The following is an 18,723-nucleotide window of genomic DNA, read 5'->3' as shown; positions in this document are numbered from 1 at the left end:
GTATAATTGTTATATAAGCCTTTACTCTTGTGAGTTTGGTATCCCCGGCGTTCCCCCTGTCAGTGCCTTGGATGAATGCCAGTTCTTTCGGGTTGAGGAAGATAGCTCCGGTGAAACCTTCTCGAGAGATATGCCTTGATGTCTTTTGTCACCGGAACTGTGCATGGATTCAAAGTAACTGCATTTGTCGATAAGCCGTGACTTTTCCTCGTTAGTCATTATAGCGAGATAACTGTCTTCGTTGGTCAGTTTGGGAAAGTTGGCTATTCCGATAATTGTCTCTCCATTGGTCTTGTGCTTTTTGATAAGGGTAGCGGCTGATTTCGTAAGGCATATATAACCGTAAGGGGGAACGCTTATTTCCTGATTGCCGTCCGTTTGTTGCAGGATAACGGTAGACTTGGTGGTTGTGGTGTTCGCCCCCGCATCTACATATCTCATAAGTTTTAATGACGGGACAGAGACGGTAGAACCGGATGGGTTATAGAGTTCTATATATTCTGCCCCGTCTGTTGCATTATCATACATTACTTCGTTGAACAATAAAATCCCTTTTACTTCTGCCGGATAATCAGGCGGAAGGGGGACTGGGTCTGCGGGGGTATCCGGTTCATCCGGTGTCCCGTCGGGCTTTGTCGTTGTCTCCACATCGTTCGATAACTGTACATGATGGAAAGTGATGCCTTTGCTGCGGGTTTGGGTATAAATACAGTATATTCCGCAGCAGGAAGAGTTTTGGATACTATTGTCTTTTATTTGTTTTTCTTTGGTATATTCATCTTCGGAATCCAGGCGTGTCCAGAAAGTCCAGTAGCCGTTGTTGTCACACTCTACTTTTATATATAACTTCGGTGAGTTGTTTCCTTTCATCAGTTCCCTTCCCGAAGCCAGAAGCTTGGATTGTTCTCCATTCTGGCGATAAAGCGCTACGTTGTCTTTGACTCCGCCTATTTGGATATAATAACCGTTCAAACTGCCGGAAAGTACGTTGGAAGAAGAGGTCAGGTAAAATCGGGCATAATTGTTGGCGGACGGATTAAAAGTGAGGCGTACTCCGAACTCCCAACGGGTGTTTTTTACGGAAGAAGAAGGGAAAGTGGCGTAGGCGGTTCCTGCATCTTCCTGCGGGTCATTCAGGCGGATTCCTTCTTTGGCATTGATAGTGAATTTGTCCGTTTCCCCTTCCCATGGAAGTTCGGATGTGATAGTATCTTCTTCTTCGGGATTTTCTGCCGCTTCGTCATCTGCAGGGAGTGAACAACTTTGGAATAAAAGGACAAAAAGGCTTAGGGATATGAATATAAGTGTTTTGTAGATTCTCATACGGTTATATATATTAAGTAGTTTTCATTAACCGTATTTGTTTGTGTATAACGCAGAGGCAATTGCGGCTTAAATGTTTTATTAGATACAAAAGTAGTATTTTTTATGGAAAAGACACTCTGTTTATCCGTTTTTGTCAGCGTGATTCTTGTTACATGTCTTTTAGTGAAATAAGTTTTTCGATTTTTTGTATGAGTTGCTCTGTTTTATCCAATAAGGGAATGACATCTTCTTCTGTCCAATCGAATAAATCATCATAGTCTCCGGATTTTCTCATATTTTGTAGTCGCGAAACCAAACGGGCATCTTCTTTGCTTACCAATTCTTTTTCAACAAATACTTGTCCGAATAAACAGATAACGCCATTATGAGTTTTTGAAAATAAGCCTTTGTCGGTGAGTAAGGCGGAAATGATGTGAAATGCTGCATAATATAAACGATTGGCAACAAGATTCCAATGTCCTAATTGGGCATTGTCTTGTGCCTCAATCATCGTAGCTTTTGCCTTTTGAATACGATAAGCTATGATAGCCTTTTTTTCTTCAATACTTAATGACATAACACAATTCCTTCTTGTTCTACATTTTTATAGAAAAGGGTGAAATTTCTTTTTTGCCAGTCTCTGTACGTATATAATATAGGATTTATCATTACTCCTATTTTCCATCCTAGTTCGACTAGCGGATAGGCTACATCATCAAAATCCATATTATTAATTCTATCCTTATCCAAAAGAATGAGAATATCCCAGTCGGAGTCTTCTCTCGCGTCTCCACGAGCTTGTGACCCGAACAATACGACTTTTGCTCCGAAAGGAAGCACTTTGCCGGCTGTTTCCCGAATGGAATATATCACTCTTTCTTTTTGCATAGAAGTTCCTTTTATGCAAAGGAACAATATTTTTTTCTCTTATCCTACCAATTCCAGTATTTTTTCAGCCTTATTCGAAGCGCGGCATCACATACTTATCCGTATAGGAAGTGAAAGTGATACCCGGCATGGAATGAACATTCGATTTATTTTCCAATGCCTTAATCAGTGAATAATCGTCGGCATTCAATGCATAATAGTTGTCGGAAGCCGGAGTAGTCACCCGTACAGTCCAGTCGAACATATTGCCTATAATCGTCAGCGCATCCGTTTCGGGATTAAACATCGGGATGCCTGTTTTCACTATTTCATAGGTACGGTTGTTCAAGATGTAAAGGGCATTGTTGACGTCTGTCATAAAAGCAAGCGTCTTTTTACTCCTGAATTCTGTCAGGTACAGGTGGTTCAGTGCCAATCCTTCGGGCAGTGGTATGGCACGGACGTAAGGACGGCCTTTCACTTGTTTCAGATGGAACAGACGGCGGTCGGCATCCAACAGGAGATATCCTTCGTCGTACTCTTTCTTCACGGTCGGGTTTCCTGCTATCTTCGTAGCGGGGAAGCGAAAGCCTTTTTTGCTCATGGCTTCCGTGAACTGAAGGCTTTTGTCTGCCTTTACGCTGTTGGTAGACATGTCGATAAAGTCAATTCCTTGGGAAGTGATGCGGAATACATCGTCCGGCATCTTGAGGTCTACACGTCCGGACATGGATTCGAGTAAAGGATAAAGTCCGATAGAGGGAGCATTGATGTCCGAAGGGACACTGCGGAAATTGAAGTTCTCCGTCTGTACCAGTTTGGGAGTGACTGCTATTCCTTTTATCGTGTCCGGAAAACGTTCGTCGGACATCAACTGACGGAAGTAGAACATCGGAAGAATGCTGTCGAAAGCAGCTTCGGAATAGATATTTCCGGCAAGGTCACGGCGCACCGTTCCTTTTCCGTCCTCTTGTCCCATCAGGGCGAAATCACCGATAACGAAGCTATATAGCGTAAAGGGAGTCTTCTCCGGCTTTACAACAAAGAAATTGTAACACCACGGCAACTGCCATAGGAGCAGGAAAGCAATGGTGACATATAATAATAAGGTACTGAAACGTCTCATCTTTATTTGATTCTTAATGTTTAGTTCTTCATTTCTTTTAGTCTTGTTTTCCCGCCTTGAACCGTACGATGGAGAGCCATGAGAAAGAGGCTGTCAGCAATGTATAGACCAACAGGTAAGGGAGAAACTTGTTGTAGGCTTCCGGTGTGGGCGACAGAAAGAAGATTCGCAGTAAAAGCACGGCGATGACGAGGTTCAGGATACGTCGTTTCCATGCCGGTTCGAGACAAATCCATGCGACAAGCAGGTAACCGGAGATTCCGGCAAGATACCACGTCAGGGCGGTGAGCAGGATATGGTTCTTCAGTTCATGGGCAAGCACTCCGCTCAGATAAACTTCCATCAGCAGGAAGTTGGAAGCGAAGCAGACAAGGAGCAGCACCAGACCGGAGAGCAGCATATTTCCTGTCATCTTCAACTCCGGATAGGGCAGGTGAAGCGTCAGTTTCAGGCACTTGCGCTGCATCTCGGGCACAAACTGCACGATTGCCATCAGGATTCCGGCAATCAGGGGGATATATTGTAACATATCAATGAATATGACATCCCGTTGCAGCATGACTTCCCATACATGCGCGGCTCCTTTCATTTCTACCACCCGGTTGATGCGGAGCATACAGTAGCCTGTAAAACCGAGTGTGGCGAGTACGGCAAGCAGGAAATACCACCGTGTCTTTATCCATTCTTTATAAAATATAGCGTACATTGTTTTAAGATAAGTTATCTGTTCTAATCTATCAGCCGATTATCTATCAGTCAATAATCTATCGGCTCTTATTTTTCAATTCTCAATTCAGTATTTCCCTGTCAGACCGATAAAGGCGTCTTCCAAATTCACTTGTTCGCTATGCAAGTCCGTATAAGGCACTGACATTGATTTCAGCTTCTCCTCTGTTTCCGCAGGCGGCAGGAAGGAGAAAGTCTCCAACGTATTCCGCATGACGGAAGGATGATAGAAATCTCCGGATTCGGGAAACTCATAGCCTTCGGGAACTGTAAATGTATAGCGGCGTCCCTTTTCCAGTAACTCGGAAATCGGTTTCTGAATCAGTATCTTTCCGTAGTCCATGATGATGCAATCGTCCACCAGACGTTCCATATCCTGAATGATATGCGAAGTCAGGAAGACCGTTTTTCCTTCGGAGCGGGCATAGTCGCGGAGATAGTCTACGAACAGACGGCGGTAACCGGGGTCGAGTCCGAGGGAGAAGTCATCCAATACCAAAAGCTCGGGATTCTGCGCTAGAATCAGTCCGAGAGCCACTTGCGAGCGTTGTCCGCAAGACATACGTGAGATACGCTGTCCCGGAGCTACTTTCAACTTGTTCATCAGTTCATAATACGCTTCCCTTTTCCACTGTCCGGGATAGAAAGCCGCGTAGAATTTCTCTATTTCGGTGATGGTCATAAACTGATATTGTACATGACCTTCGATGAGCAGCCCGATGTTGCGGCGCAGGGCGGGTGCCATGGTTTGTATCTCCTGTCCGAAGATACGGCACTCTCCCGAACGCGGTTTGAGGTAACCGCTCAGGATATTTATAGTGGTGGTCTTACCCGTACCGTTTTTTCCCAACAGCCCCAGAATGCGTCCTTTGGGTACTGTGAAACTGAGGTTTTCGTAAATCAACCGTTTGCCGTAATAATGCGTCAGGTTGTTACATTCGATAATTTGTTCCATTCGATTTTATCTGTTATTCTATTCAAAAGAAGAAAAGGAAGAGAATAGGAATCAAGATTCCGACAATGAGCTCTATTCCCCCTCTACCGATAATACCTTTATTCCCTTTCAGCATGATGATGCCGGAGAGAGTGATGATAATAAGTCCGACGGCAAAAATATCCGCGAAGTGCGTCCACCACTGCCCCGGATTATAATGCAGGCGGGACATCGCCCCGATAAGCGGCCGGCGGGTGACAGACTCGTAGATTGCTTCCCCTGTCTTTACATTCACCAGCAGGTTGGAACCGCCTTTCAGAAAGACCTTCATCACGTCCGTTTGAGGGAAGTAATGTTTGGTGTAGTTGCCTGTCTCTCCCAGTGGTTGTAGTAAAGTAAGTACTTTCTCCTTATTCATTCCGGTTTTGTCCGGCAGGTTTTCTGTTATCTTGTATTCTTTCCGCGTGATGGAGAAGTTCGGATTAATCGTATCGCGATGATTCATTACAATGCCGGAAATGGCATATATCAAGACCATTCCGGCAAAGAAAAATGATAAATCGCGGTGTATAATCCGGCTCCATTTACGGATGCTGCTACTCCACTTCATACGAATTGGCTTCCATAAAATAGAATGATAAATACTCTTTTCCTGTATTTGCCTTGCGGTCGGCTATCTTGGCGCGGAAGTCTGCGATACGGGCTTCGGGCGTGTTGGCTGTTTCACCGCGCGCTTTCTTCTCAGTGTCGCATCCGGCTTCGCCTGTTCCGTGTTTCTCGGCAGCTTGTGCTTTGAGTTGGGCTTCCCAGTTTTGGAGATAGGCTTCGTCGATGCGTTGCTCTTTCAGTGTACCGGTGACGCGGACGATGGAGTTCACGCATTTAGGGTCGAATGCTCCCAGTGTTCCGGCTTCCACGCGGATTACTTGCGTGTCGTCGCTGCCCATCAGGAAGATTTTCTTTGCGCCATGTTTGCAGGTATGAGTACAGACGCCTTCGATGGTTACCTCTTTTCCGGCAAGACTTTCGGCATTTGCCAGAAGGGAGTCGATTTCTAAAGCGGAAGAGGCCGTTTGTTCCGTAGTTGCTTCTGACGCGCTTTTCTGTTGTTTGTTGCCACATGAAGTTCCGATAATGGTTATTGCCATGAGGGCAATTGCGATTGTTAGCTTTCTTGTTTTCATTGTTACTGCTTTTGTTTTTATATAGTTTGTAAATAGTTTCTTGTTTTGCTTATAGCGTATAATGGTTCTCTTTACAGGGTGGCGGATTAGTCCCTTACACAACGGAGTTGCATGCCGGATTTAATGCCGACATACGATAATGATAATCTGCCTTCCGGATATTTGGCAAGGGTAAATGTGCTCATTAATGTGAAGAACTGAATATTGGTAAGTTCTTCGCTGGCGTTATATGCAGCCTTGTAAGCTGTCGAAGTCATATAATAATTCACACTTGGCTTCCCGAACCATTCGCTTTTTGTACTGGTGGTGCTGCTGATTACTGTTTTCTGATAGGAGGGAGTAGCTGCGAAATTTGATGCCATACGAACTCCGGAGAACTGATAATTGAATCCTGCTTCATTGAGTGATGCAATTTTGCCACCATCATAGGCTGCATCATAGAAAAGTGCTTTATCACCATCAGCCGGTACTTTTCCGTCGGCATCATTCGTTGATTTCCCTACGAGGTTAAAGTATTCCAGACGTGTCGGTATATGCCATCCTTTCGGGCAGATGCCTTGTGCTCCTTCAAAACTATTCAGGTTGCTTTCCGTGATTTCCTTACCACCCAGTGCAGCTTGCAGGTCATATAGATAACCCAATTCTTTTATAGCACTTTCTTCTGTTGTAGCTACGGTTGCACCGTCTACTATTTCATAAGGATACCAAATATGAGAATCTGCCGTCGGGTCAGTGGACGGAGTATATCCTTTCGGTAAGTAAGCAAGCGGTTCTGCCATCCATGTTGTGCCGTTCGCAAGAGTTACAATGTTGTATTTCACTCCATCATACAAGAAATAATTCTCATCAAGATGCTCTTCAAAAGGTACTTCATTGTCTGTTCCGATTTCCCCCTCATCTGTCCAACTTTCGATTTTTCCGCTAAGCGTAACAATTATATCATCGGGCAGCACACGGGCATTCACACTATATTGTCCGCCTTGCGCCAATGTAGTAGAAGTAAGTCTCTGTGATAAAGTCTTGCCGTCGGCAGTTGCCACTTCAAGGGTGAAAGCTACTGTCTGCGGGATGACGATGGCACGGTAAGTCTCATTTGCCTTAACAACTTGTGCGGTAATGTTTGTTGCCGTAGCGCTTTCGTCTGCTGTGACCGAAAGGGCGGGCAGGTCGAGAGTAGCGGTCGGGACAGAACCTTTCAGTACGACCGATGAAATATCCGATTGTGTATCGTTCTCTACGTTAATAACGAGTTTGGTAAGTATATGCTTAAAGTTCATGACGACAGCATTGGTAGAAGGAAGTACGTCGGACTTGCTTGCGGCGATAAGGTCGGACGCGCCGTAGCCTGTAGCCTGGTCGGTCTGGTCGGCCTTTACTGTAAATGAAGTCGGAGCACCGGCTGCGTCATAAGGATAATAAGCTACTATCTGCGATTTGTCGTTTCCTTCGGGATACCAAAGCAAGTCACCGGTAAATACTCCGTTATTGTATGTCATCAGCTTGTTTGATGCGTACACAAAGTCATTGCTTTGGGTGATTGTTACGCCGATTTGGTCTGTATCTTCGAAGTCAACTTCCGTAGCACGTGTGATAATAGGTGCGATAGTAATGCGGCCATTGGTGTCAATAGTCGTAGTTTCATTCTCTTCCTGCTGGCAGGATGCCAATAGTGCGGCTGCGAACATAAATGTCAAAATCTTCTTCATTGCTTGATAATTTAGTATGTATAAATATGGATTGTTTCTAATTTAAAAGGTATATCCCAACTTTACCGTTTCGTTCCAACGGCTTGAACCTTCTATATAGTTAAGGTTGAAACCGTGCGTATAACTTCCCTGCACTTCAGCGTAAATTCCTTTGTTGAAATGATAGCGTAATCCGAGCCGGAAGGTGGCGTGCGTGGCGGTTGCGTACTCATTCCGCAGATTATACTCATCCGTCAGGCGGTAGGGCGGGTCGCCCGGCTCTGTCGTTGTTCCGGCAGTCCTGCTTTTTTCGGTGAAGTTTCCCGTAGAAAAGGAAACGGCGGCTTTCAGGTCGAATTTTCCGGTATGAAGTACGCCGGAGATATACGTCCGGCTGCATAGCATCTTTTCCGAAGCAATATAAGGGTACATTTGGGTGGCGAGAGACTTGAATACCGACAACTCGCTTCCCGCACGAAACTCTCCGCGGGGGCTTAAAAGTTCATATTCGGGATTGGCGAAGAAAGCGTCTTTCTCGAAGATGCGGTTGGAACCGTGTACATGAGTGGTCGTTATTCCGTTGACTGTCTCCTTGCTTATTACGTTTTCATTATTTGCCAGATGCGACCATTGCAGGTTCAGCCGTAGGAAATGCTCTTTGTTCCCTTGTTTGAAGCGGTAACTTAAACGGGAAGCAATCCGATGTGTCGGGAATTTGAACCAGATGGCTTCCCGTTCGCCGACAGAACCGGAAGAATGCGTATATCCGAACTCTCCGTAGAAACCTTTCCATTGCAGTTGCAAGGCTGCTCCGTGAGAGAGCTCCTTGATAGGGAAACCGTTGATTCCCGATTCGCTCAGGTGGATTCCGCTACCGTTCCATGCTTCGTAGGCCCCGTACATAAGTCCTTTATCCAGAAAGGCATTGTAAGATGTTTCCGCCGTGCCGATAACTTCCGCTTTGACAGACTCGCTGTTCTTGTTGAAGATATAAGAGAAACCGATTGCCAGTTCACCGGAATGATACATGACACTGGGGGCTACCGTCAGGTCGAGCCTGTAGTTGGTATGCCGCAAGTCTTTCCGCTTGGAGTAGTTGGATGCGGCAAAATCCACCTTTCCACCCAGCCGCCAGTTGGGGGCGATGTCGGTTGCTATGCCGCCCATGAACGCGTAGGTTTGCAGGTTTTTGCGTCCGGGGGTGAACTCGAGAAGGTCTACCGGATAAAATCCCGGATGGATAAACATCGAGCCACTCATATTCTTGCCAGAAGTGTGGTCGAAGGAGAACGAGCCGGTCAGGGAATAACTTTTCAGGTGTGTGATGGACTTTGCTACCGCCCCGGCGCTCCAAGACTTTTCCGCTTCGTATGAGTTGCGGAAGTCGCCGTGGCGGTTGTTCCCGTACAATTCGGCGTAAGAAGTGGTGACGCTGTCCATCATGATACCGGTGACATTAGCTCCGGCGTTCCATGAGTTACGCCGTTCTATAATATCATAGGTCTGTGCCGAAGCGGCGGTCGCCATGCATGACAGCAAAAGACAGGCTATATATATTTTTCTCATATCACTCATGCAAAGATGGTTTTTCCCGTTCGTAAAAATCGGTAGAGGAGTTGTTGGTATCTACCAGTATCTCATAACCGGCTTCCTGCGTGGCTTCTTCGTCTATATGGCGGTACAGGCTGCGTCCGTTGTAAGTGGCGCTTTGTGTGACGTATCCGGCGTCAATGGAAGGAGAGATGCGTTTTTTGTTGTTCGAGGAACCGCCGTAATAAATTTCCGTGCCGTCGATAACCCACTCTAACGGGACGGCTATCACACGGTCGGTTGTGCTTCCGGGCTTTTGCATGATGCTGCCTTCCCTGGAAACGAAGTCCTGTATTGTAGTTCCCTCAGCCTTGAAGATGACAGTGGCGGGAGAGGATAACGAGTATGTATAGGCATTTGCCTGCCCGGTCTTCACGACTACGTTCAAGTAATGTTCCAGTGTGATTTGGTCGCCCGGAGCCGGATGGTATTGGGTATTCGGGAAATAGACGTTATTGTAACAGACAAAATATCCGGCTTTGTTCAGGTTGACGGATTGCGGGTATTGTGCCGCATGGTCGATAGCTCCGTTGAGGGCAATCACCGCATCTTCTCCCGGTTGCAGGGGGAATGTCCTGCCTGTGCCGCCGAACTGCCAGACGCACTGGGCGATAGGGGCGAAGTCGGGGAAGATGGTTGCTCCGGTTTCCGCGTCCTGCTTCACCCATACGTTGGTCGCCTGTGCATTGTAAGGGTCGAGTGTCCCGAAACAAAGGCTGTCGAGGTATTGCACTTCCGAGTCGTTATTGTGAAGGATGAGGTATTTGTCGGACTGGTAATTTCCTTCCAACGGCAGTTTAGTACAACCGCCGCAGTAGATTTCCTTGATAATGATAGCTCCTGCCCTGGAATGGAGCAACGGAAGGTTGAAAGCCATATCCCCGTCGGTCAGTTTTACATTGTCGGCGAGTCCGTTGAAGATGTCCTGTTCGCTCTTGTCACTGATTTGCACACGGTATATTCCTTGTGCCAGTGAAAATTGTACCGTTCCGTTCCTGTCGGTTTTTGCCTTGTAAGAGTTGCCCCGGTCTACGTCTTCAATTTTCACGGTTACTCCTTCACGGAGATGCTCCGTGTAACCTTCCGGGTAGACGGCAGTGACCTGCAATGTGTGCAACCGGTCGGCGTACGGATTCTCTTTGTCTATGTCCGTGCATCCTGCTGTGATGCCGGTGACTGTCAGTAATACTATATAGATAAATTGTTTCATAAGTTTAAAGTTTGATGCGGCAAGTGAGTCCATAATAAAAATCAGGGGTGAAGAGCGCGCTTACACCGGTGGCGCGGGATTTCACATAAGGCCGGGAGTTCGTGAAGTTGATAGCATTGAGAGACAGGGATATATGGTCGCCAATCTCTTTGGTAATGTTGATGTTGGCAGAAAAATACGGGTTGTACCCGTCGGCCGCGAACGTATAGGCATTGCCCGATTTGCGTATCAGATAGGAGAACTCCGGATTTCCGGCTTCGGCGTCGGTGAAAGGATGCATCTCATTGTTCAGGTCGAGATAGGCTACCGGGCGGATGGCTGTGTAGGAGTCTCCGTCATAAATGCTTCCCCCGGTTTGGGTGTTGCTGCTTTCGCTGACGTTGAAAGCGTATTCCTTGCCTTTGTATTCGGAAATGTTCTGCGAACGTTTCACGAGTGAGGCTTCCAACCGGCATGATATAATCAGCCGCGCTTTCGGGATGCGGGTGATGGCGGTGATATTGGCATCCAGTGAGTGGGTACGCTTGCCGTTGGCGGTTATGGATGAATTGTCGCCATTGGCATAGATACCTACATATTGGTAGGAACGGTTGGGAAGACTGGTGTCGGTGTGCGACCATCCGTTCTGATAATAATAGGATAACGAATTATCTATGTATTTGGTATATGTATAGGCGGCATCCACCCGGAATTGCGTACGGATAGGAGTTATCTCCGGGAAATCGACAATCATTTCCGCTCCCCGGCGAATCACGTCCGCACCGTTGTCGGGAGAGGTTGACCTGACAAATGTCCGGTCGGTCACCTTCACATCCATCGGAGTCCAATAGCCTGATTCGTTCCCACGTATATAAACCATCCCTGTCTGGCTGTCCACATTGATTTGCGGGTTGGCGGGCATGGTGAATCCATCGGGCAATTGAAGCACGTCATATGAAAAAGGGGTATAGGTATGTGTGTATTTATACGGCAGTTTCGTACGGTTGAAATATCCGACTAATGAAATCCGGGTTCGGGCTACATCAAGGTCGATACCTATCTCCGAATTTTGGTTCTTCTGCCAACGGAGATTCTTGTTGTGCAACAAGGTGTAGGGTTGGCTGTAATATACATAAGATGATTCATTGTTATTGGATGAGAAACCGAAAGTCTGTATGTCCCGGTACTCCTGCTTGGGATATAGCATATAAAACGAGGGTAACTTCTCCGAAATTCCCCATCCGCCACGGATAGCGATATGTTCGTTCAATTGCCACCGGGCGTTGAAACGCGGTGAAAGGCTGTTCAGGCTGTTGTATTCTGTTCCTTTGATAAACAGATTTTCCCAACGTACGCCTGCCATCAGCCTGAGCATTGTATTGCCGACAGGCAGGGACAGGTTTTCTTCCGCATAAAATGACACGTTATGCATATACGGATACGAACTGTAAGGTCGCGGACGGTAGCCGGTCGGGGCTAACGCGGGGTCTTTGTAATATTCCCCTTCACCGGCATTGCCTGTTGCCTTCCATTGGACACCCGCTTTCAGGTTACTGTTGACAGTCCCGAACCGGCGGTTCCATTCATATTTCAGGGATGCGGCATAGTCCACTTCCTTGGAATCTATAATCTGGTCGGCAAAGTAGGTGTATGGCAGTTTGCTTGCGAGGAAATATCCTTCCTGCGTGGCGTGGACTGCCGGTTGTTCGGATGCGTAAGAGTAAAAGGTATGTGCGTGTGAGTTGTTGTCATTGTAATATACGGATGCATCGAGTTTCAGGTTGGTTATCCATGATTTGTTGAGCAGCCATGACAATGAAGTGTTTGCACGGAATACGTTGTCCCTCACTTTGGTATATTCTCCTGAATATGCGTCGGGGTCGTCTTTCGTGTTCATTCCGCCGATATTACCCGTGAAGCCGATATCGAACCGGAATACTTTGTTGAACGTATTGCTGTATCCGGCGGAGAAACTTCTTCTAGTATAAGAGGTATAAGGAGAAATCAGCTTTTGGGTGGCTTTTGTCCATTCTCCGTTTATGTTGATAACGCCTTTGTCGTTCCCCAAATCGAGCCCTTTGGAAAATGAAACCTGTTCCGTACGGGGATTGATGGATAGTAGTATGTTCCAGGGAGTTTTCCCTTTCCTTGTATGGATTTTAACCATACCACTGTTCAGGTCGCCATATTCTGCGGACGGTACACCCGTGATTACTTCCACCGACTCGATATCCGCCACAGGAATGCTCCGCGTATCTGTGCCGTTCATCTCACCGAACGAACCATTATTGCCGATACGTACGCCGTCCACTTCTACGGCTGTTCCGAAAGCCGCGTTGCCAATTGTCGAGCCACCGTTGCGTAATGAGAAAATATTGTTGGCGGTAAGGTCGGGCACTTTCGTCTTTCCCCCCGGCAGAAGAGCAGAAATATCACTGATATTGGATACTTGAAGATGTTCCAATGCATTGCTGCCGATAGTCAGCGTAGTATTCAATTCATTTTTCGGAGCTTGTGCGGTGACAACCACGTCTTCCAGTGCGAGGGTATTCTCTTGAAGTTGTATGGTCAGATTCTTAATGTCATTGCGTACGTTTACGGGAACACTTGCCGGTACGTATCCCAAGAAAGATACCTCCAGATTATAACGTCCGTTTTGTATTCCCGGTATCGTAAATTCTCCTTTCTGATTGGATACAGCCCATAAGTAGGTGCCTTTGATGACGATAGATGCACCAGGTAAAGGGGTATTCGTTTTTGCTTCGGTCACGCGGCCGGAGATTGTATGAATGTTTGAATCGGCAGCAGCTTCAAATAGATTACAAAATAATAGCCCCCACAATGCTATATTAAAAAGACAATACTTCATAGATAAGTTTTGCGCAAAATTCGTTAAAAAACGGGCGTGGGACAATCGCTATAAATTGTTATTTTAAGGAAATGAAATACCTATAATGAGTGAGGGATTTCGTAAATACATCCTTTCCGGTTCTATGGATGCGATATTTGGTGTGTAAAAGAAGAAACCGGCTTGCATGGCGAATTGTATCGCGTTGCAAGCCGGTTCATAGATTTGGCTTATCGTTATTGATGGCCGGACACAATCTCCGGACTCATACTTTAGACATTTTTTACTTTAATCAGATACTCGGCAATCTGAACAGCGTTCAATGCGGCGCCTTTCTTGATTTGGTCGCCTACAACCCAGAAAGTCAGTCCGTTTTCGTTGGTCAGGTCTTTGCGGATACGACCCACATATACAGGGTCTTTTCCGGCCAGGAACAACGGCATCGGATATTCTTTTTCGGCAGGATTGTCCTGAAGAACCAGTCCTTCGCCTTTGGCGAATGCTTCACGGGCTTCTTCAATAGAGATAGGACGTTCTGTTTCCAGCCAAATACTTTCAGAGTGAGCGCGCAATGCAGGAACACGTACGCAAGTAGCACTAACCTTGATGTCGGAATGCATGATTTTACGTGTTTCGTTGAACATCTTCATCTCTTCCTTCGTGTAACCGTTTTCTGTAAATACGTCCACTTGCGGAATCAGGTTGAAAGCCAACTGATATGCAAACTTCTCCACAGTCACAGGTTCGTTAGCCAATACCTGGCGATATTGTTCGTACAATTCGTCCATGGCAGCGGCACCCGCGCCACTGGCTGCCTGATAGGTAGACACGTGCACGGTTTTTATATGAGAAAGCTGTTCGATGGCTTTCAGTGCAACTACCATTTGGATAGTTGTACAGTTAGGGTTGGCGATGACGCCACGAGGACGCTCCAAAGCGTCTTCGGGATTTACTTCGGGCACTACCAAAGGTACATCGGCATCCATACGGAATGCGCTGGAGTTGTCAATCATCACAGCACCATATTTAGTGATGGTTTTCTCAAACTCCTTGGATGTGCCTGCACCGGCAGAAGTGAAAGCAATGTCTACCCCTTTAAAGTCATCGTTGTGTTGTAAGAGTTTCACCTCGATCTGTTTACCGCGGAAAGTATATGTTGTTCCGGCACTACGTTTAGAACCGAACAAAACTAACTCGTCCAACGGGAAGTTTCTTTCATCGAGCACGCGCAGGAATTCCTGTCCCACGGCTCCGCTTACGCCAACAATAGCTACTTTCATCTTTTTCTTTTGTTAAATTGTGAATATTGAATTTCTCTCCTTACACTGTCGAATAGAAGAGATTTGGCTGCAAAATTATAACAATTTAGCATATAAACATCGCTTTTGAGAGAAATATTTCAGTTTTTGGGTGGATTACTTTAACCTTGCGTATAGTCAGGCGTGGTTGCCGTATGAAATAAAAGTGCCTGACGAAATATATCCTGTCAGGTAAGCGGTGAAATAAATAATACACAGTCTGAACATTCATTGTGATTCTGCGAACTTTTTTGTTCCTTTGCATTGAATTCCTAAAGCCATAGCCTATGAACCTGTTTGATTTTAATTTTACCTTACCGATAACTGACCCTACCTGGGTATTCTTCCTGGTATTGATTATCATTCTCTTTGCTCCGATGATTCTCGGACGTCTGCATATACCTCATATTATAGGTATGATTTTGGCGGGAGTGGTGATTGGCGAACATGGCTTTCATGTGCTCGACCGCGACAGTAGCTTCGAACTTTTCGGTAAAGTAGGACTATACTACATCATGTTTCTTGCCGGGCTCGAAATGGATATGGAAGATTTCAAGAAGAACCGGACGAAAAGTTTTGTGTTCGGCTGGCTCACCTTTTTGATTCCGATGGGATTAGGTATATGGAGTAGTATGAGTATGTTGGGATATGGTTTTCTCACCGCTGTGCTATTGGCGAGTATGTACGCTTCCCATACGTTGATTGCTTATCCTATAATCAGTCGTTATGGTTTGTCGCGTCTGCGCAGTGTCAATATAACGATTGGTGGTACGGCAGTAACCGTTACCCTTGCCTTGATTATTCTTGCAGTCATAGGTGGTATGTTCAAAGGGACTGTCGATGGTTGGTTTTGGGGCTTTCTTGTAGCAAAAGTCGCTTTCCTCGGATTTCTGATTGTTTTCTTTTTCCCCCGTATCGGACGTTGGTTTTTCCGGAAGTATGACGACAGTGTGATGCAGTTCGTATTCGTACTGGCAATGGTTTTCCTTGGTGGCGGATTGATGGAGTTTGTGGGAATGGAAGGTATTCTGGGAGCTTTCCTTGCCGGACTCGTCTTGAACCGTCTGATTCCTCATGTATCTCCCTTGATGAACCGGTTGGAATTTGTAGGAAATGCGTTGTTCATACCTTATTTCCTGATTGGTGTCGGAATGATTATTGATGTAAGAAGCCTGTTCACCGGTGGGGAAGCATTGAAAGTGGCGGTTGTCATGACGGTAGTTGCTACCATTAGCAAATGGCTGGCTGCATGGATTACGCAAAAGATTTATGGGATGCAACCGAACGAACGGAACATGATTTTCGGTTTGAGTAATGCGCAGGCGGCAGCTACGTTGGCAGCGGTATTAATCGGACACGAGATTATCATGGAGAATGGCGAACGGTTATTGAACGACGATGTACTGAACGGTACGGTCGTGATGATTCTTTTTACTTGTGTCATCAGTTCTTTGGTGACGGAACGTGCTGCCCGCCGTTTTGCCTTGGATGAAACAGTGCAGTCGGAAGAAGAGGGAACGAAGAAAAACAAGGAGCATATATTGATTCCGGTTGCCAATCCGGACACGATTGAAGACCTTATCAACCTGGCACTGGTGATAAAAGATGCCAAACAGAAGAATGCATTAATCGCATTGAACGTTATCAATGATAATAATAGTTCGGAAAAGAAAGAATCACAGGGAAAGCGTAATTTGGAAAAAGCGGCGATGATTGCCGCTGCTGCAGATGTACCTGTCACGATGGTGAGCCGTTATGATTTGAATATTGCTTCGGGGATTATTCATACGATAAAAGAATATGAAGCTACGGACGTTGTCATCGGTTTGCACCGGAAAGCCAATATCGTGGATTCTTTTTTCGGGCATCTGGCCGAAAGTTTGCTGAAAGGTACGCATCGTGAAGTGATGATTGCCAAATTCCTGATGCCGGTGAATACCTTGCGGCGAATCAATATAGCCGTTCCGCCGAAAGCCGAATATGAAACCGGTTTTGCAAAATGGGTGGAACACTTCTGCCGGATGGGAAGCATCCTGGGATGTCGCGTGCATTTCTTTGCAAACGAACGGACTTTGATGCGGCTTCAGCATCTTGTAAAGAAGAAATATGCAGGAACACCGACTGAGTTTTCCACGTTGGACGAGTGGGAAGACCTTCTTCTATTGACAGGACAAGTCAATTTCGACCATCTGCTGGTTGTTATTTCCGCTCGTCGGGGGTCTATCTCTTACGATCCTTCTTTTGAACGTCTGCCTGCACAACTTGGAAAATATTTCTCTAATAATAGTTTGATTATTTTGTATCCCGACCAGTTCGGCGAGCCGCAGGAGATTGTTTCTTTCTCTGACCCTCGCGGACATAATGAGTCGCAGCATTATGAAAAGGTTGGTAAATGGTTCTATAAATGGCTAAAGAAAAATTGATGGAAGAAAATAACTGGCAGCAAAGGACAGAGCTCCTTTTGGGAGAGGAAAAGATGAATCGTATCCGTAATTCCCATGTGTTGGTCGTAGGTTTGGGGGGAGTAGGGGCTTATGCGGCCGAGATGATTTGTCGTGCGGGAGTCGGCCGGATGACGATTGTAGATGCCGACACGGTGCAACCTACCAATATAAACCGCCAGTTGCCTGCCATGCATTCCACATTGGGAAAGACAAAAGCAGAAGTGTTGGCTGCCCGGTATAAAGATATAAATCCGGATATTGAACTGAAAGTTCTTCCTGTCTATCTGAAAGATGAAAATATACCGGAACTGCTGGATGCCGGTAAGTATGATTTTATAGTGGATGCTATTGACACAATCAGCCCGAAATGCTATCTGATTAGTGAAGCGATGAAGCGTCATATCAAGATTGTTTCCAGTATGGGGGCAGGGGCGAAAAGCGATATCACACAGGTTCGCTTTGCCGACCTTTGGGATACTTACCATTGCGGACTAAGTAAAGCTGTTCGGAAACGTTTGCAGAAGATGGGAATGAAACGGAAGCTCCCGGTAGTATTCAGTACCGAACAGGCCGACCCGAAAGCTGTGTTGCTGACCGATGATGAACAGAATAAGAAATCTACTTGTGGAACAGTCAGCTATATGCCGGCTGTGTTCGGATGCTACCTCGCAGAATATGTCATTAAACGATTATAAAAGGCTATTATGATAAAACTAGAAGGAATAACGAAGAGTTTCGGTTCATTGCAGGTACTGAAAGGGATTGACCTGGAAATCAATAAGAGTGAGATTGTCAGTATCGTAGGGCCGAGCGGGGCAGGTAAAACTACCCTGTTGCAGATAATGGGGACTTTGGATGAGCCGGATGCGGGAACGGTGGAGATTGACGGGACGGTAGTCAGCAAGATGAAAGAGAAGGAACTGGCTGCTTTCCGTAATAAGAATATTGGTTTCGTATTCCAGTTTCATCAGCTTTTGCCGGAGTTTACGGCATTGGAGAATGTGATGATTCCTGCGTTTATAGCCGGCGTATCTTCAAAAGAGGCAAACGAGCGTGCGGTGAAGATACTGGAGTTTATGGGGCTTGCCGACCGTGCCTCTCATAAGCCCAATGAACTGTCGGGTGGAGAGAAGCAGCGGGTAGCAGTAGCACGTGCTTTAATCAATGACCCGGCTGTAATCTTGGCCGATGAACCGTCAGGCAGTTTGGATACTCACAATAAAGAAGATTTACATCAACTATTCTTTGACCTAAGGGACAGGCTGGGGCAGACATTTGTCATCGTCACCCATGACGAGGGACTTGCCAAAATCACCGACCGGACAGTGCATATGGTTGATGGTATGATTAAAAAAGATTAATTAAGAAACCTAATTTCTAAAAATGGATACCAAAAAGGTAGAGGCTTGCATGGTTTCTACCTTTTTGCTATATATTTGTAGTCGCTTCTCTACGGAAGTCTGTGAAGATGATAGTAGAGTGTTTGTTTTGTTTGTGTGTGATGCATTCTTGTCTGGTGTGATAGGA

16 protein-coding genes are annotated in these 18,723 nt (G+C 46.1%); 3 read left to right on the top strand and 13 right to left on the bottom strand.

The window, feature by feature from the left end:
- Positions 1-21: 21 nt before the first annotated feature.
- From AB5443_RS15935 to AB5443_RS15875, 13 genes are all read right to left on the bottom strand, one after another.
- On the bottom strand, positions 22-1,323 hold the full coding sequence (locus AB5443_RS15935) for a lamin tail domain-containing protein (RefSeq protein ID WP_368114084.1): 1,302 nt from the start codon (positions 1,321-1,323) through the stop codon (positions 22-24).
- A 151-nt stretch (positions 1,324-1,474) separates the two neighbouring features.
- On the bottom strand, positions 1,475-1,882 hold the full coding sequence (locus tag AB5443_RS15930) for a HEPN domain-containing protein (RefSeq protein ID WP_288359878.1): 408 nt from the start codon (positions 1,880-1,882) through the stop codon (positions 1,475-1,477).
- Positions 1,873-2,193, bottom strand: a complete 321-nt coding sequence (locus tag AB5443_RS15925; RefSeq protein WP_073346724.1) for a nucleotidyltransferase domain-containing protein — start codon at positions 2,191-2,193, stop codon at positions 1,873-1,875. The genes AB5443_RS15930 and AB5443_RS15925 overlap by 10 nt, the downstream gene beginning before the upstream one ends.
- Positions 2,194-2,263: 70 nt before the next feature.
- Entirely contained in the window at positions 2,264-3,298 is a 1,035-nt protein-coding gene (locus AB5443_RS15920) for a DUF4857 domain-containing protein (protein ID WP_368114085.1), read from the bottom strand.
- 37 nt (positions 3,299-3,335) lie between these two features.
- Positions 3,336-4,004, bottom strand: a complete 669-nt coding sequence (locus AB5443_RS15915) for a hypothetical protein (protein WP_022137384.1) — start codon at positions 4,002-4,004, stop codon at positions 3,336-3,338.
- Positions 4,005-4,091: 87 nt separating this feature from the next.
- The gene (locus AB5443_RS15910; protein ID WP_368114086.1) at positions 4,092-4,979 is read right to left on the bottom strand and encodes an ABC transporter ATP-binding protein; all 888 of its coding nucleotides are present in this window, start codon (positions 4,977-4,979) and stop codon (positions 4,092-4,094) included.
- 22 nt (positions 4,980-5,001) lie between these two features.
- A complete protein-coding gene (locus AB5443_RS15905; protein ID WP_368114087.1) occupies positions 5,002-5,568 on the bottom strand; it encodes a PepSY-associated TM helix domain-containing protein in 567 nt (188 codons plus the stop codon).
- Entirely contained in the window at positions 5,555-6,142 is a 588-nt protein-coding gene (locus AB5443_RS15900) for a hypothetical protein (RefSeq protein ID WP_073346720.1), read from the bottom strand. Before AB5443_RS15900 ends, AB5443_RS15905 begins: the two co-directional genes overlap by 14 nt.
- Positions 6,143-6,228: 86 nt before the next feature.
- Positions 6,229-7,848, bottom strand: coding sequence for a fimbrillin family protein (locus tag AB5443_RS15895; protein WP_368114088.1), 1,620 nt, complete (start codon positions 7,846-7,848; stop codon positions 6,229-6,231).
- A 42-nt stretch (positions 7,849-7,890) separates the two neighbouring features.
- Positions 7,891-9,402, bottom strand: coding sequence for a DUF6850 family outer membrane beta-barrel protein (locus AB5443_RS15890; protein ID WP_368114089.1), 1,512 nt, complete (start codon positions 9,400-9,402; stop codon positions 7,891-7,893).
- Complete coding sequence (locus tag AB5443_RS15885) at positions 9,395-10,627, bottom strand: DUF4876 domain-containing protein (RefSeq protein WP_368114090.1); 1,233 nt, start codon at positions 10,625-10,627, stop codon at positions 9,395-9,397. The genes AB5443_RS15890 and AB5443_RS15885 overlap by 8 nt, the downstream gene beginning before the upstream one ends.
- A gap of 4 nt (positions 10,628-10,631) precedes the next feature.
- Positions 10,632-13,475 (bottom strand): TonB-dependent receptor, encoded by a 2,844-nt coding sequence (locus AB5443_RS15880; RefSeq protein WP_368114091.1) that lies wholly within the window; start codon positions 13,473-13,475, stop codon positions 10,632-10,634.
- Positions 13,476-13,726: 251 nt separating this feature from the next.
- The gene (locus AB5443_RS15875) at positions 13,727-14,734 is read right to left on the bottom strand and encodes an aspartate-semialdehyde dehydrogenase (RefSeq protein ID WP_022137392.1); all 1,008 of its coding nucleotides are present in this window, start codon (positions 14,732-14,734) and stop codon (positions 13,727-13,729) included.
- A gap of 305 nt (positions 14,735-15,039) precedes the next feature.
- Between AB5443_RS15875 and AB5443_RS15870 the strand changes: the two genes are divergently transcribed.
- From AB5443_RS15870 to AB5443_RS15860, 3 genes are read left to right on the top strand one after another with little or no spacing between them, the layout of a single operon-like run.
- On the top strand, positions 15,040-17,175 hold the full coding sequence (locus AB5443_RS15870) for a cation:proton antiporter (protein ID WP_195407383.1): 2,136 nt from the start codon (positions 15,040-15,042) through the stop codon (positions 17,173-17,175).
- A complete protein-coding gene (locus AB5443_RS15865) occupies positions 17,157-17,891 on the top strand; it encodes a tRNA threonylcarbamoyladenosine dehydratase (protein ID WP_277132168.1) in 735 nt (244 codons plus the stop codon). The genes AB5443_RS15870 and AB5443_RS15865 overlap by 19 nt, the downstream gene beginning before the upstream one ends.
- A gap of 9 nt (positions 17,892-17,900) precedes the next feature.
- Positions 17,901-18,557, top strand: coding sequence for an ABC transporter ATP-binding protein (locus AB5443_RS15860; protein ID WP_277132166.1), 657 nt, complete (start codon positions 17,901-17,903; stop codon positions 18,555-18,557).
- Positions 18,558-18,723 lie beyond the last annotated feature (166 nt).

The sequence above is a fragment of the Bacteroides sp. RTP21281st1_H5_RTP21281_210402 genome, assembly GCF_040918965.1.
Classification (GTDB): domain Bacteria; phylum Bacteroidota; class Bacteroidia; order Bacteroidales; family Bacteroidaceae; genus Bacteroides; species Bacteroides congonensis.
The sequence above is the reverse complement of the archived record's forward strand: the minus strand, read 5'-3'. Positions and strand labels throughout refer to the sequence as shown.